The sequence below is a fragment of the Chloroflexus sp. genome (assembly GCF_034431535.1).
In the GTDB taxonomy this organism is placed as follows: domain Bacteria; phylum Chloroflexota; class Chloroflexia; order Chloroflexales; family Chloroflexaceae; genus Chloroflexus.
In genome coordinates, this window is record NZ_DAOUDC010000068.1 from 54,605 (window position 1) to 70,042 (window position 15,438).

13 protein-coding genes are annotated in these 15,438 nt (G+C 61.0%); 6 read left to right on the forward strand and 7 right to left on the reverse strand.

The window, feature by feature from the left end; genetic code table 11:
• Positions 1–24 precede the first annotated feature (24 nt).
• The 5 genes from U9R61_RS16370 to U9R61_RS16390 form a co-directional block, all read right to left on the reverse strand.
• Positions 25–696 carry a Crp/Fnr family transcriptional regulator gene (locus U9R61_RS16370; protein ID WP_322489881.1) on the reverse strand — a complete coding sequence of 224 codons (672 nt, stop codon included), beginning with the start codon at positions 694–696 and terminating at the stop codon, positions 25–27.
• A complete protein-coding gene (argB, locus tag U9R61_RS16375) occupies positions 693–1,457 on the reverse strand; it encodes an acetylglutamate kinase (protein ID WP_322489882.1) in 765 nt (254 codons plus the stop codon). Before argB ends, U9R61_RS16370 begins: the two co-directional genes overlap by 4 nt.
• A gap of 225 nt (positions 1,458–1,682) precedes the next feature.
• Positions 1,683–2,630, reverse strand: coding sequence for a hypothetical protein (locus U9R61_RS16380; protein ID WP_322489883.1), 948 nt, complete (start codon positions 2,628–2,630; stop codon positions 1,683–1,685).
• Positions 2,631–2,678: 48 nt separating this feature from the next.
• On the reverse strand, positions 2,679–3,821 hold the full coding sequence (locus U9R61_RS16385) for a DUF4350 domain-containing protein (protein ID WP_322489884.1): 1,143 nt from the start codon (positions 3,819–3,821) through the stop codon (positions 2,679–2,681).
• Positions 3,818–4,789 carry a DUF4129 domain-containing protein gene (locus U9R61_RS16390; protein ID WP_322489885.1) on the reverse strand — a complete coding sequence of 324 codons (972 nt, stop codon included), beginning with the start codon at positions 4,787–4,789 and terminating at the stop codon, positions 3,818–3,820. Before U9R61_RS16390 ends, U9R61_RS16385 begins: the two co-directional genes overlap by 4 nt.
• 94 nt (positions 4,790–4,883) lie before the next feature.
• On the opposite strand from U9R61_RS16390, the gene U9R61_RS16395 reads away from it, so the two are divergent.
• The 6 genes from U9R61_RS16395 to U9R61_RS16420 all read left to right on the forward strand — a co-directional run bounded on the left by U9R61_RS16395 (position 4,884) and on the right by U9R61_RS16420 (position 13,995).
• Positions 4,884–8,186, forward strand: coding sequence for an efflux RND transporter permease subunit (locus U9R61_RS16395; protein WP_322489886.1), 3,303 nt, complete (start codon positions 4,884–4,886; stop codon positions 8,184–8,186).
• Positions 8,187–8,278: 92 nt separating this feature from the next.
• Positions 8,279–9,838 (forward strand): HlyD family secretion protein, encoded by a 1,560-nt coding sequence (locus U9R61_RS16400; RefSeq protein WP_322489887.1) that lies wholly within the window; start codon positions 8,279–8,281, stop codon positions 9,836–9,838.
• 114 nt (positions 9,839–9,952) lie between these two features.
• Positions 9,953–10,576: a TetR/AcrR family transcriptional regulator gene (locus tag U9R61_RS16405; protein ID WP_322489888.1), complete on the forward strand. Its 624-nt coding sequence runs from the start codon at positions 9,953–9,955 to the stop codon at positions 10,574–10,576.
• Between the two features lie 14 nt (positions 10,577–10,590).
• Positions 10,591–11,739, forward strand: coding sequence for an FAD-binding oxidoreductase (locus U9R61_RS16410; RefSeq protein WP_322489889.1), 1,149 nt, complete (start codon positions 10,591–10,593; stop codon positions 11,737–11,739).
• 198 nt (positions 11,740–11,937) lie between these two features.
• Positions 11,938–12,840 carry an ABC transporter ATP-binding protein gene (locus U9R61_RS16415; protein ID WP_322489890.1) on the forward strand — a complete coding sequence of 301 codons (903 nt, stop codon included), beginning with the start codon at positions 11,938–11,940 and terminating at the stop codon, positions 12,838–12,840.
• A 237-nt stretch (positions 12,841–13,077) separates the two neighbouring features.
• Positions 13,078–13,995: an ABC transporter permease subunit gene (locus U9R61_RS16420; RefSeq protein ID WP_322489891.1), complete on the forward strand. Its 918-nt coding sequence runs from the start codon at positions 13,078–13,080 to the stop codon at positions 13,993–13,995.
• Positions 13,996–14,002: 7 nt separating this feature from the next.
• On the opposite strand, the gene U9R61_RS16425 is transcribed toward U9R61_RS16420, so the two are convergent.
• Entirely contained in the window at positions 14,003–14,605 is a 603-nt protein-coding gene (locus U9R61_RS16425; RefSeq protein WP_322489892.1) for a nitroreductase family protein, read from the reverse strand.
• 71 nt (positions 14,606–14,676) lie between these two features.
• Complete coding sequence (cofE, locus tag U9R61_RS16430) at positions 14,677–15,438, reverse strand: coenzyme F420-0:L-glutamate ligase (RefSeq protein WP_322489893.1); 762 nt, start codon at positions 15,436–15,438, stop codon at positions 14,677–14,679.

The window sequence follows — 15,438 nt, forward strand, 5'->3', positions numbered from 1 at the left end:
GCGGTATAATTCCGTAGAGAATATTTACCCAGACGCTAAGCGGCGTAATTGGGCGAGATCGACTAAGACGATCGCATCGTCAGCGATCCGGATGAGGTTTGCCTCGCGCATATCGCCGAGCGCCTTTGTCACCGTTTCGCGGTACGCGCCGATCATTTCGGCCAATTGTTGGTGGGTATACCGGACGAGCGTCGCCGGTGTTGCGCCATCAGCCGGATCGCCGGCCAGATCGAGCAACAGAGCCGCCAATCGCTGCGGCACACTCTTGAAGGCAATATCGGCCAGCCGTTGCTCCATGGTGCGTAAGCGCGCGCCCATCAACTCCATCAGATCAATGGCCGCCCCTGGATGGCGGCTCAGAAAGGCGCGCAACGCTTCCCGCTCGATCCACGCCACCACGCACTCAGTCATGGCCTCAGCGCAGGTATCGTGAATCCCCGGCCCAATGAGCGCCATTTCACCAAACAGACTCGGTGGATGGAGCACCAACAAGGTCAACGCCCGCCCTTCTGGCGAGAGCTTATAGATCCTGACCCGACCTTGTTGCAAGAGAAAGACGTGCGCGCCGGCTTCATTCGGCAGATGAAAGGTATGCCCCGCCGGATACGAACCAACCTGTAATAATGCCGTCAGATCGGCTTGGGCCGCCGGATCGAGATCGGGGAAGAGCGCCAAGAGACTCTGGCGGTTAGTCATGGCCCGGTTTCCTCGCTCACAAAGCGCGTGCCGCCCTCGCTGAGACCGGCCAGATTCGTGATCCGGACGCTCGCCGCGCCTCGGCTAAGAGCGTCTAAGGCTGCCCGCACCTTCGGGATCATGCCGCCGCTGATCACCCCCGCCGCGATATACGCCTCCGTGGCCGCAGGGGTGAGCGTTGGCGCGACCCGGCCCTCAACCAACACACCCGGCACATTGCTGACAAACACCAATTCAGCGCCGCTGAGCACGCCAGCCACTGCTTCGGCCACCATGTCGGCATTCACGTTGTAGCTCATGCCATCGGCGCTTCCCAACGCCACCGGTGCGATCACCGGCAACCACCCCAACGCCAGCATCTGGCGCAACGCTGCACCATCAACCGTTGTCACCACCCCCACCCGGCCCAAATCGCGCCCGTTAGGCCGGTAGGGTTCACAACGCAACAGCCCGAGGTCAAGCCCGCTAAGGCCGATCGCGCGCGCCCCAGCATTAACCAACGCCGTGACAATCCGCTTGTTAATCGCCCCGCAAACCACCATTTGCATAATCGCCATCACTTTCGGCGACGTCACCCGCAAGCCATCGACAAACTCCACCTGCAAACCGGCTTGTTCCACCGCTGCGCTGATCTCTTTCCCGCCGCCATGCACCAGCACCACTGGTTGGTGTATGGTGCGAATCGTTTCAGTCAGTCCCCCCAGAAATGCCGGATCGTCGAGTTCGTGACCACTGACTTTAATCACACTGATTGGATCCATACGATTATTCCGTTCATTGTGGATAAACAAGATAACAGTATCACTCCTATACATTATTGCCGCTTTCCACCTGTCAGGGCGCGCCAACGCCCTCCACCTGTCATTGCGAGCGTAGCGCAGCGGAGCGAAGCAATCCCCCCGAGCACGAGATGCACCCGCTCAGCGGTCGTTCTCGCTGACGCGGGGGATTGCTGCGGGCGCTTCGCGCCCTCGCAATGCCCCAACTCACGACGCCAACCGCACCCCGCTGTGAGCCACCTGTTGGATGCGCCGGGCCAGATCGACACCGTTGCGCTCAGCTAGCATTTGCCGGTAGTGAAGCGTGCTCCAGATTGGCAACAGCGGCATCGCTGCCGTCAACCCAATCACCCACGCCACGGCGCTTAAACCGCGGGTCAGCGGATGTTCCGCGCCAAACAGCAGACCAAAGGGCGCCGGCAGCAAGACCGCAATCGTCAGCGTCACAATCACTGCCAATACGCTGAAGAGCAACGCTGCGCAGGCAAAAACAAGCACATTATAGTAGAAACGCCGAAAGAGCAGACTCCACGAGAGCTTGAACGCCAATCCGATAGGAATAGTGTCGTCAATGAGCGGTTGGATGCTATACAGAGCAGCCACTAGACCAGAGGCGCTCAGCACGAGATAGAGGAAATACGCGATGAGTCCGGCGATGATAATTAACGGCACAAATACGATTAACGCGCTGGTACTCAACGCGGTGCTCGTCACGGCAACTACAGCGACCAGTACACAAAAAGCGACAAAGAACAAAACCCCGCTAACCGACGACATGATCATCACCCATGCCAGCGCCATTGCCCCGCCGTACACACTAGCGATGATCCAGCGCCCGATCTGCGGCCAACGCCATAGCACGCTGCGCAGCGACGGCGGCTGGCCATCGACTGCCATCCGGGTGGCGCGGGTCAGCGGCGGAATCATCAGCAGCGAGGTGAAGAGCAGGCTGGCGAGAATGAGGAAGAGATCCTCAAAGAACGTTTCCTCTAGATCGCTGAGTGAAAAGAGGAGATTGAAGGTGACGAGCAGCGCCGGCATGCTGAACAGCGCAGCTAACAGCGCAAAGGTGCTGAGATAGCGCCGGTAGAGATTGACGCCTTCATCAAGTAAGTTAATCGCTTCTTGCAAAGGCAAACGCCGTGGGTTGGGCATCGGTGTGTCCTCTCAGTGTATGGACGGCAATAGCTGCGCAGACAGTCGCTACCCAATGCGATCAGCTTCGGCGACGAGGTTCAGCAACTCGGCTTCACTCAGATCCGGACGCCGTAATTCGGCCAGCACCCGGCTCAGGGCAGTGCGATCGATCGGGCGAATCGCGGCCAATTCGGCAACAAAAGCATCATCGTCAAGCACGAGCGAGATGCCATAGGGCTGGCCGAGCCGACGCCGGAGCATGTGCCGGTAGTGTTCGGCGGCGTAGGTGATCTGTTTTGCGCGGCGCAACATGCCGGCCATACTGTCGATGAATTCGACACTGCTGCGGCGAGCGGCTTCGCTGCGCAACGGCAGCGGGCGGGCGAACCGGCGGCTGCCGGCGAGGATGTACAGGCCCGCTATCGCCACACTGTACAGGATGGCCCAACCGAGCGGATTGCTTAGCAACAAGCTGCGCAAATCGGTTGACGGGCCGAAGCCGTGGTGAAATTCATCGAACACGATCCGCTCGCCGGGAGGCAGCCAGCGAAGCAGGTTGAGCACCAGCGCCGCCGATTCAGACTTGCGTAGACCTTCGTTAGTGAACGGGTGAACGCTTGACAAGGCGAATACATACCCGTCGCCGAAACGTTGGCCGGCAAGGATCGTTGTTGCGCCATCAGCCGCCAGCGGCGCAAACGCCGGCAATGGCGTGGTCGCAACCAGCGCCGTCCGCGTGTATGCCGGTACGCGGGCAACCGGCGGCGCACCGAGCGCGGGGTGCAAGACAGCGGCGGTAGTAATACGCCGTTCGCTCATGATGAGTTTGAGATCAAACGCCGCCAGCAATGGCGACACGGCGCTCTGCGGGCTTGGCACATTATCGGCCACCACGAGAACGCCGCCAGCCTTAACCCATTCCACCACGGTCTCAACCTGCGCTGGTTGGTAACGTTCGCTTGGCCCCAACACGAACAGCAGCCCGTCATTCGGGGTTAAGGCGAACGGGCGATAGGCCAGCCGGTCAACCTGCCCCGTCACCCGTGTGAGCCAACGATAGAGCGCCAGTGCGCCATTATCGGTGCTGCTAAACGATGTGACTCGCGCGTCAATAGTGCGCTGGCCGCTCTGCTCGGCGCTGTAGGCGGCAAAGAGGCCAAGACCGGCAAAGAGCGCGATCAGCAAGATCAATTCAAGCCGCAGCTTCATGATGCCGTTCCCGCTGATTGGGTCAAGGATTGCACTGCTGCCACCTGCTGCTCATAACGGGCGAACGCTTGGTCATCGATCGGCTGAAAACCGTACCACACCGCGTCGAAGGTTGCCACCACCGGCGCGAGCAGATCGCGTACCGGCGGCTGACTGTGCAGCCGGTGCAGGTGTTCGCGGTTAGTGAGCGACCGCTCGTAGCGCAACAACCCCTGTTCATCGAGCCAGAGCAGGGCGGCGAGATAGAGATAACGTACCGCGCTGCGCCGGTCGCCGGCTTGGCGCGCTTCGGCGGCCAAACGTTGCGCCTCGCTGTATGTTACCGGATCCTCGCCTTCACTAGCCGGGGCTTTGACCGGCGCGCGCAAGGTACGGCGCACACCTCGCGCCCAGAAGGCCAGCAAACCCACGATCAAGACGGCTGCGATCCCTAATACGGCCCAAACCACCGGGGTAAACGCGGTGGGATTGGTGCCTACTCCGTCAGGCACAGGAACATCCGGTAGATCGGGGATCAGTTGATCGAGCAGATCAAACAACCAATTCAAAAATTGGGTAAACCACCCCTCTCCCTCGCGATTGAAGGGAGGCTCGTTGTACACTGCTTGCCACTGGCGCAACGCAGTCTCCGGCGACACAACGCCGGGTGGCGCTAACGTATCGATCAACGCCCCTAGCCGGGCGGCAATCGTCGGCAAATCGGGATCGCCGGACGCTAGCGCGACTGTGAGCCAGCTCTGATCGACCTGCGCAAGTTGGCCGTCAGGCATGCGCACCTGCTTAATCGCCGCCAATTCAGCCGCCAGCGCCTGTACATCGAGCAGATCGCCGCTCTGCGCCGCGGCATGGGCAGCCCGCAGCAACCGATCGTAATCAGCCAACGACACTTCAGCGGGTTGGACCGCAACCAGCGCCGGCCATCCCCACCAAACGGCAAGAACGATGATCAGCCATTGGCGAACACTCATCCTTTTCATCCTTGACCGTCAGAAAACTTTACGCTATAGTAAAAACAAGTGTGTAACAAAACTTGTGCAATAACGTCTTGTGGGAGGATAACCAATGACCCCGCCACGCCGGGAGAAATTGAACGGCATCTGGATTTCCGATGTCTCGATCCGCCAGCCCGTCTTTATCACGATGGTTATGCTGGCGTTCATCACCTTCGGTATTCTCTCATTCCGCTCAACGCCGGTCAACCTCTTGCCTGAGATCGACGTTCCGATTGTTGCGGTCAGTATCACCTACCCCGGCGCCGGCCCCGAAAGCGTCGTTGATCAGGTGGTGCGCCCGGTTGAAAACGCCGTGAACACCCTCGCCGGCCTCAAGCATATCACATCGCAGGCCAGCGAGGGGTTCGCGTTGATTATCCTCGAATTTGAAGCCGGCAACCGGGCCGAACAACTCGAAGAAGATGTGCGGCAGCGGGTGAATAGCATCTTGCCGCAACTGCCGCGTGATGTGCGCCAACCGGTCTTCCAGCGGTTTGACCCCAATCAGTCGCCGATTATGCAGATCGCCGTCGCCGACACCAGCGGGCGCACGCCGCTCGAATTGCGCACGCTGATCGAGGAAGAGATCGTGCCGCGCATTCAGCGCGCTCCCGGCGTCGGCTCGGTGACGGTAACCGGTGGCCAACAGCGCCAGATCAACGTCTGGCTCGATCTGACCAAGTTGCAGGCGTATGGTCTGCTGCCGGCGCAGGTCAGCCGGTCGCTGCAACAGGCAAATGCCAACCTCGGCCTCGGCAGCATCGTCGAGAATAATACCGAGATTAGCCTGCGCGTACCCTCACTGCTGCGCAGCGTTGAGGATATTGCCCGGGTGCAGATTTCGGGCACGTCCTACCGGGTCGGCGATGTGGCGGTGGTCGAAGAGGGCATTGCCGACGTTACCACCATCTCGCGGCTAAATGGCAGTGACGCGATTATTCTCAACGTGCTCAAGCAATCGGGCGCCAATACCGTCACAGTGGCCGATAATGTCTACAAAGCGCTCGATCAGGCGTTTACCGCCTTCCCCGAACTGACCTACACCATCCCGCTTGACTCATCTGAGGCGGTGCGATCATCGGTACTCTCCTCGTTGGAAGAGTTGCTGTTCGCCTCGATCGCGGCGTTTCTGGTGGTGTGGTTCTTCTTCCGCAACCTGCGTAGCACGGTCATCACTATGGCCGGCCTGCCGGTGATCTTGATCGGCACCTTCATCTTTATGCCGATCTTCGGCTTAACGATCAATCTGATCACCCTGCTGGCCCTCTCGCTCTGTGTCGGTCTCGTAATTGACGACGCGATCGTGGTGCGCGAAAATATCTTCCGCCACCTCGAACGGGGTGAAAGCCCGCGGGTGGCTTCATCACGCGGCACGTGGGAAGTCGGCCTGTCGGTGGTGGCGATGACGCTGACGATTGTGGCAGTCTTCGTGCCGGTTACTTTTGCTGAAGGCGTGGCCGGGATCGTCTTCAAGTCGTTCGGCTTGGTGGTCTCGATCGCGATTCTGCTCTCGCTGGCCGAAGCATTCACCTTCGCACCGATGATGTCGGCCAACCTGTTCCCCAACGTCAAGATCAAGCCCAAGCCGCATCATAACAAGCACGAGCCGATCGTAGAGGTGCCGATCTCCGATGAGGTGAGCGAGCGCGACATCGGCTTGCTGCAAGAAGCTAACGAAGACCCCGGCGCGATGGGCCGCTGGTACGGCAAATTGCTGGGGTGGACGCTGGCCAGCCTGCGTAACCGCATGATTGTGGTCGGGGTTTCGATCGCCGTGCTGGTGTTGAGTATCTGGGTCGCCAGCGGCCTGAAACTGACCTTCTTCCCCGAGCAAGATCCGCACGAGTTCATTATGCGTTTCGAGGCGGCACCGGGTACGACACTGGCCGAAACTGAACGGCTGGCCCGGCAGGCCGAGCAGATCTTGCTGAACGATCCGGCGGTCGAGAATGTGATTGCACGGATTGGCGCAACCGGCTTCCCTGAGCGGGCCGAGTTTGCGGTGACGCTGGTTGGCCGCACTCCAACCTTGCCGACCCAAGAGCGTCTGCGCGAGCAGTTAGATTTCTTGCCGCGCCTAAGCTTCTCGGTGCCGAGCTTCCAGCCTTCAAGCGCCGGTGTGGAAGGGCGCGAGTTACAAGTGAGCTTGCAGACGACTCGCCCCGCTACTGAGCTGGCGCCGATCGTTGAGGCGATTCAACGCGAGATGGCGGCAATTCCGGGATTGGTTGACATCGATAGCAATTTGCAGGTGGGCAAACCCGAATTGCGCTTACGCGCCGACCCGGCCCGCATCGGTGAGTTGGGGATTACAAATGAGGATATCGCGATCTCGGTGCGCGCTTTGATCAATGGCGACCGGGCCACGGTACTGCGCACTGGTACAAGCGATACCGATGTGGTGGTGCGTCTAGCGCCGCAGGATCGGGCCGGCATCGAGAGCCTCGGCGCGATTAGCATCCCAACCCGCGCCGGCATCGTGCCGCTCAGCTCGTTAGGCACGCTGGAACTTGCCTCGAGCCAAGTCTCGATCCGCCGCTACGACCGGCTCAATCAAGTGTTGATCGGGGCCAATCTTGAGGACATCAACCTGAGCGAAGCCCAAGCGGTGCTGCAAGCGCGGATCGATGCGCTCAACATCCCGGCAGAGGTGATTGTCAGCTACGTCGGTACCTTTGCCCAGACCAGCGAAGGCTTCTCGTCGCTCTTCCTCGCAATGGGTCTCTCGGTGCTCTTCGTCTATATGGTGCTGGCATCGCAATTCGGCAGCTTCACCCAGCCGCTGGTGATTATGATGGCGATGCCGTTCAGCTTCATCGGCGCCTTCCTCGCCTTGCGCTTGGTGGGGATTGACCTCGACATCACCGGCATGATCGGTCTGATTATGCTGCTCGGTTTGGTGGTGAAGAACTCGATCTTGCTGGTTGACTTTACCAACCGCTTGCGCGAGTTGGGCCTCGACAAGCACTCGGCGCTGAAATTGGCCGGCGCGATCCGGTTGCGCCCGATCTTGATGACGGCGCTCTCACTAGTGGCCGGTGCAATGCCGACTGCGCTTGGCTTGCACTTGCTGGCAACCGGTGAAGGCAACGAGTTCCGCAAAGGGCTAGCGTGGGTGTTGATTGGCGGTATGCTGACCTCAACCGCGCTGACTCTGCTGGTGGTGCCGACGGTCTACAGTTTGATGGATGCAGCGGTGACGTGGCTGAAGCAGCGCTTTAGCGGCGTACAACCGCACGAGGGCTTCGAGCGGCCCGCTCCCGGCCCCGGTGTGACGATCCCGCCGGCAACCCCAAACACAGTGCCAGCGCCACAAGTCACCCGGCCAGCAGTGCCGCCAACACCGCCAGCTAGCGAACCTTCAGGCGACTAACACGTACCGTAACGGCATGGTACCGCAGTGCCGTTATGGTAAACCTACCGCTAATCAAAATGTATGATCATCACACAGGAGCGAAGCGATCCATGCGACGAGTGATTGTTCCCACCCTGATCGGCGGTGCGCTGGCGATCCTGACCGCCTGCGCCACTCCCGCCCCGTCAGCGACGCCGGCGCCGACGGCAGCGGCAGTCGAAGTGCGCCCAACCGTGGCGCCATTGCCCACCACCGCGCCGATGACAACGATTGACCTCGCGAGCGCGCCAACGATTAGCCTTGGCGTCACTGCCAGCGGCGAAGTGGTGGCGCGCAGCAGCGCCAACCTCAGCTTCCGCGTACCCGGCGTGGTGGCCGAGGTCTTGGTGGCTGAAGGCGACCGGGTCAAAGCCGGTGATCCGCTGGTGGCGCTTGATGCGCGCGAACTTGAGCTGCAAGTCGCCCAAGCCGAAGCGAGTTTAGCTCAAGCACGAGCCAATTACGAGCGCCTAACCGAAGGGGCGACGCCGGAAGAGATTGCGGCGGTGCGGGCGCAAGTTGCGCAAGCCCAAGCGGCGCTGCGGCAGGCGCGCGGCAGCGTCACCGATGCCGACATTGCTGCGGCTGAAGCGGCGCTAGCGCAGGCCATCGCTCGCCGCAACGACTTGCTTGACGGGCCGAATAACGCCGATCTGACGGCAGCGCGGGCTGCGGTTGAGCAAGCCGAAGCCAACTTGAACATCCAGCGCACCAACCTCTCGGCAGCGAAAACGAATGCCGAGCTGCAGGTGACGCTGGCGGCCAACGCGCTGCGCGATGCCCAGCAAGCGTATTCTGATCTGTACTGGAAGAACCGCGAGCGCGAAGAGCAATTAGCGAAATTCGGGCTGGAATTGCCAAAAGAGGCGAAAGACGCCGAAGAGCAGTTGTTGCGCGCTGTCGAGTCGGCAGAGGCGCGGTACAAGCAAGCGCAGTTGGCACTCGAACAAGCGCGCCAAAACGAGATTGACGGCATTGCCGCCGCCGAAGCGCAGCTCCGCACGGCCCGCAGTAATTTGCAGCGCCTGCTCGACGGGCCGACGGCTGATCTGATCGCAGCCGCTGATGCAGCAGTCGCGCAAGCGCAGGCGACACTCGACCGGCTGCACGGCGATCAGCGGGCCGGCGCGCTGGCGGCAGCGCAGGCCAGTGTAGCGGCAGCTCAAGCCAATTTGGAACGGATCACCGCACCGCCGACGCGCCAGAATCTGGCCGCCACCGAGGCCGCGGTCAAGATTGCGGAAACCGCACTGGCCGCAGCGAAACTCAACCTCGACAAGGCCGTGTTGCGCGCGCCGTTCGATGGCATTGTGGCCCGGGTGAATGTCGATCCCGGCGATCTGGCCGGCACGGGAGCACTGCCGGCAGTGCAGATCGTTGATGACAGCGTATTGCACGTTGAGGCGGCGATCAGCGACACTGACGTGGCCCGTGTGCGCGAAGGCCAAGCAGTTGAGGTACGGGTTGATGCGCTGCCCGGTACGGTGTTTAAAGGTACGGTTGATTTTGTCGCGCCAGTGGCGAATGTCGTCGGCAATGTACGCACCTTCACCGTGCGGGTCAAGCTTGACGAGCAGGAAGGGTTGCGCGCCGGTATGAGCGTGCGCATTACCATCCTCACCGATAAGTGATGTCGGTGGACAATGCCGCAGTCGTGGCATGCAACTCGGCTGCGGCATTATTGCGCAATTTGTGGTATAGTGCCGGTTGACAACAATGTCGTTGGCTGGTTGATACAGACGCTTATGAGCACAACGCTCCGTGAACGCCGCCGCCAGATGCTGCGCGACGAGATCCTCGCCGCGACGCAGCAATTCATTGCCGAACGCGGGTTTGCCGCACTGGCAATGGATGAACTGGCAGCGCGGGTTGGTATCTCGAAACCCACCCTCTACAACCAATTTCCCACCCGTGAAGATTTGCTGGCCGCCATGATTGCGCGCCTCATTCGCGATCTCTTTGCGGTCGCTGCGGTCGGTGAGCCAACCGATCGGTCACCGCTCGAACAGCTCTGCGATCTCTTGCACGCCAGCGTGTTGTTCCAGATTCAACACCGAGCGGCAGCGTACCAGCTCTGGTTGCCGGAAGTGGCCGAGCTGCTGGAAAAGCATCCCCATTCACGCAACGAACTGCTGCAAGCGCAAGCGCGCGTCTTGCGCTTGGCCGAAGCGTCGATCGCTACCGGCGAAGTGGCCACCGACTTGCAGCCGGTGGATGTGATCCGCACCTTCTCGTCGTTGCTCTGTTTTCCGTTTGTGGGTGGGCGCAACCTGCCGCCCACCGATGATCCAGAAGCGACGGCAGATCTGGTGGTGCGTATCTTCCGGCAAGGGTTGCAAGCGCCGGCAACCCGATCAGAACCGGTGTGAAGCCGGTTGCGACAATGACCCTTTCGCTTTCATCAGATAACCAACCGGTTTGGCACGATACCCCCGACCCGCTTTATCCGCCTCTCGCGGAAACGATTGCGGTTGATGTCTGTGTGATCGGGTTGGGCGGATCGGGCTTGACCTGCATCCACGAGTTGCTCGAGCTAAGGGTGCGCGTCGCCGGCATTGATGCCGCTGCGGTGGGTAGCGGTGCAGCCGGGCGCAACGGCGGCTTTTTGCTAGCCGGGCTAGCAGCGTTTTACCATGATGCGGTGACCGCCATCGGGCGCGAGCAGGCCGCAGCGATCTACCGGCTCACGATCGCCGAAATCGAGCGTATGGCCGCCGCAATGCCGGGGATTGTGCGCCGGGTCGGATCGCTGCGCATCGCCGCTTCACCGGAAGAGGCCGCCGACTGTAACGCTCAATTGCAGGCGATGCGGGCAGATGATTTGCCGGTCGAGCCATACCGCGGCCCAGAGGGTGAGGGGTTGTTGCTGCCTACCGATGGCGCGTTTCAGCCGCTGCACCGGTACCGGTTGTTAGCCGAGCAAGCCCGGCAAGGCGGGGCGCTGCTCTTTACCCATACCCCGGCGCTGGCGATCGAAGGCACAACCGTACAATGTCCGCAGGGACGAATCGTGGCCCGGCACGTGATTATTGCTGTTGATGGCGGTCTCGAACGGCTGGCGCCAGAGCTGCGCGGCATTTTGCGCTCAGCCCGCTTGCAGATGCTGGCGACGGCGCCTGACCCAGCTTGCGCTCTTCCCCGCCCAGTCTACACCCGCTGGGGCTACGATTACTGGCAACAGTTACCTGATGGACGCATCGCGCTCGGCGGCTGCCGCGATCGGTTTGCCGCCGAGGAATGGGACGCGCCGCCGCAACCGTCGGCGTCGGTGCAAGCTGCGCTGGAACAGATCCTGCACGAGCGGATCGGCAGCCGCGCGCTGGTCGAACGACGCTGGGCGGCGCAGGTGGCTTATCGCAGAGATAGCATCTTGCCGATCGCCCGCCAAGTCAGGCCCAATGTGTGGGCGATCGGCGCGTACAACGGCACCGGCAACGTGATCGGCGCGCTCTGCGGGCGGGCGGCGGCGCGGGCAGCGGTGCGCGGCGATGTGACGCTGATGCGGTTGTTGGATGGCACGGCAAGGGGATAGCCTTTTTACCGCAGAGGGTGCGGAGAGGGCAGTTTTTTACCGCAAAGGACGGGGAGGCGCAGAGGGATGATAGGCTTTTTTACCGCAGAGAGCGCAGAGTAAACAATGGCCCTCACGGCGGCTTCGGCGGTAACAACATCCTTCCGCAAGGCTCGTTGTGGTATCATTAGGCCAAGCAACACTGCCACGGAACGCGCCATGAACGCCATCGAAACGATCGAACTCACCAAACGCTACGGCAAACGGCTGGCCGTCGATCAGCTCAACCTCACCGTTAGTAAAGGTGAAGTATTCGGCTTCCTCGGCCCGAACGGCGCAGGCAAGACCACCACGATCGCCATGTTGCTAGGGCTGGTTAAGCCGACGAAGGGGCGTGCCCTCGTGCTCGGCTACGACGTGCAGCGCGAGCCAGCGCTAGCTTTACAGCGGGTGGGTGCAATGATCGAAGCACCGGCGTTCTATCCCTACCTGAGCGGCACCGACAATCTGCGCGTCTTGGCCCGCGCCGGCGGTATTCCGCTTGAGCGGGTACAGCGCGTGCTTGAGATTGTTGAGCTGAGCGACCGTGCACGCGATAAAGTGTCTACCTACTCGCAGGGGATGAAGCAACGGCTGGCGATTGCGGCTGCACTCTTGCCCGACCCCGAATTGATTATGCTCGATGAGCCAACTAACGGCCTTGATCCGGCGGGAACAGTCGAGATTCGCAACCTGATCCGCGATTTGGCTGCCGGTGGACGCACCATCTTGCTCTGTAGCCACTTGCTGCACGAGGTCGAGCAACTGTGCCAGCGGGTGGCGATTATGAAAGAGGGCAAGCTGATTGTCACTGGCGAAGTCGCCACTCTGCTGCGACGCGGGCAAGGCGTGCGCGTGCGGGTGCAGGGTGATCCGGGGCCAGCAGTGAGCCTCTTGCGCGGGTTGGCATGGGTGAGCAGCGTTACCGTGCAAGGCGATGCGCTGATCGTTGATGCGCCTGCTGACCGCACCGCCGAGATCAATGCGCTGCTGATCAAAGCTGATATTGTGGTGGCTGAGATTGGGGTCAGCAACAGTTCGCTGGAAGAGTTTTTCTTGACTGTTACCAAAGCTGAACCGTAGCGCCTATGGAATGCGACCGTCAAACTGCTGCACTCCACAAGAGGCGTTCATTGCTCGTTACGTTGATATGTATCACTGCAAGCTGCCGATAGCGAAGTAATCGCTGGCGATGAGAACAATACTAGGTATGGAGTGCGGCAGTCAACCTGCCGCACTCCGAACGGCTCCGTTAGAGAGCAGTGGGCTTACGACAGATCACATCGGATCAGCTAGCTATCACCCGAAAGGCATCCAACCGTGGACACCCGCACGATGTTCACCAACCTGCTGGCTGCCGAATGGATGAAGATCGCGCGCCGGCCAATGGCGTTGTTGCTGCTGGGCATTTTTCTGGCGTTGACCATCTTGCAACAGACGCTCTGGTTTTTGGTGATGGCACTGCAAGAAGGAACCTTCAGCGGCGGCGAAGTGACGTTTGGCTTGCTCAGCGCGGCGGCGATCGAGCAGATTAAGCGCCAACTCAGCTTGCCCGGCGTGTTTGGCGCTATGCTGAGCGCGATCAACGGCACCGGCGGCATTCTGGCAGTGATCTTGACCGCGGGAATCTTTGGCAGCGATTTTAATTGGGGCACGTTACGCATCTTGCTCACCCGCGCCCCCAACCGCGGCGCGTACCTGCTGGCCAAACTGGTTGCGTTGCAACTCGCCCTGCTGGCGGCGATGGTCATCACGCTGATTGTTGGCGTCTTGCTAGCGTTACTCTTTAGCAGCATACTCGGCTTGCCGCAGCAGCTCAGTGCGGTTGACCTGCTCTTGCTGCCGGTTAGTATGGTGCGGGCGCTATTGGTGATGCTTCCCTACACGCTGATCGCTGCGGCGAGCGCCATCTTTGGGCGCTCGGTGATTGCCGGGGTCGGCGGCGGTTTGATCTTTCTTGCCTTCGATGTCAGCGCCGGATCGCTCAATACGATCGGCGCGGTCGATCCGCTGATCCGCACGCTGGTCAATCTCTTGCTGCAACCGAATATCAACCGGCTAGTGGTCGAAAACAGCCGGATGTTTGGGCTTGACCAGAGTGTGCTGACCTCGGCGCTCGATCTCAATCTGTTGCCGTCGCAATGGCAAGCGATCATCGTGATCGCCGTCTACAGCGCGATCTTTGGCTACAGCGCCTACCGCACGCTCAGCTGGCAAGATATTGGCGGGGCATCGTAACGCGCGGTCACATCCACCCGACTACCAACTCGCTCAATAACCGGCGCGGGCGGCGTTTCGGTTCTTGGGCCAGATAGCCGATGGGGATCAGCGCCTGCGGGTGCAGATCATCGTCCAGTTCGAGCGCGGCCCGCACTGCCGCCGGCGCAAACAGCGGCGCGCACATCCAACCCGCCGCCAACCCCAGCGCAAATGCCGCCAAGAGCATATTCTGCACCGCGCACCCCAAACTCTGGATGGCCATCGTCGTCTCGGCGGTCTGCCGGTCGGGATCAGGATAGACATCCAGATCGTTCAGATAGAGGCAGGGAATGATGATCACCGGCGCATTGAGCACCCGCTCCCGCGAGCGTTGCAGCCGCTGTTCAATCGTCGCTGGATCGTGACCGTCGAGACTGAGGTGGTAGCGCCACGCTTCGCCCATCGCCTCGGCCAAGGCCGCTTTGCGTTCAGTCGATTCAACCACCACAAACCGCCACGGCTGGCGACCGTGGGGCGATGGCGCCCAACTAGCGGCGGTGAGGATCTGCTCGATAGCGGCCCGTGGCGGCGGATCGGGCAGAAAGGCACGCACAGTGCGGCGGGTTTGAGCCAGCGTCAAAAAGTCCATAGTTTTTCACCACAGAGAACGCAGAGGAGACACGCATATCCTCCGCGTCCTCTGGCACACATCTAAAACCATCACCGGAACAGATCAAAGCGAGGATCGCGGATCAACTGGCGCGCAGTGGCCGTCTCGCTCGGTTGGTACTGGTAGCCGCGCACCAGCGCCGCCGGCACGCGATCGATCTTGCCCATCACCAACTCGGCGGCGGCAGCCAGCTCATCAGCGATGGCGATCAACGTGGCCTGCATCGTATAGCCGTAGGAGTCATCAACACCGGCGAAATCGCGCAGCGGGGCGATACCGGCGACGCCAATCGCGACATTAACCTGCCCTTCGCGCCATGGCCGGCCAAAGGTGTCGGTAATGATCACCGCCGGCGCGTGATCGTAGCGGGCAGCCAAAGCGGCGCGCAACGCAGTGGCGCTGGCGTCGGGATCAACCGGCAGCAACGCCAACCGCCTTCCGCCATCGACGTTCGACTCATCAACCCCGCTGTTGGCGCAGACAAACCCGTGATGGGTTTCGGTAATGAGCACGCCGTTCGCCATCTTGACGATTCGCTTGCTCTCGCGCAAGACCACCTCTTGATAGCGGGCATCTTTTTTGGCGGTGCGGGCAATCTGATGGGCAAACGGCGACGGCTCAATCGTAGCCGGATCAACCAACCGGCCCTCGGCCTTCGAGACAATCTTCTGGGTGACAACCAGAATATCACCGGCTACTAATCCGCCAATATCATCGATCGCCACAGCGAGGATTGCGGCCAGATCATCACCCGGCCGCACCTCGCCAATGCCGCGCAACGGGATAATCCGAATCTCAGATTGAGGTGTCAT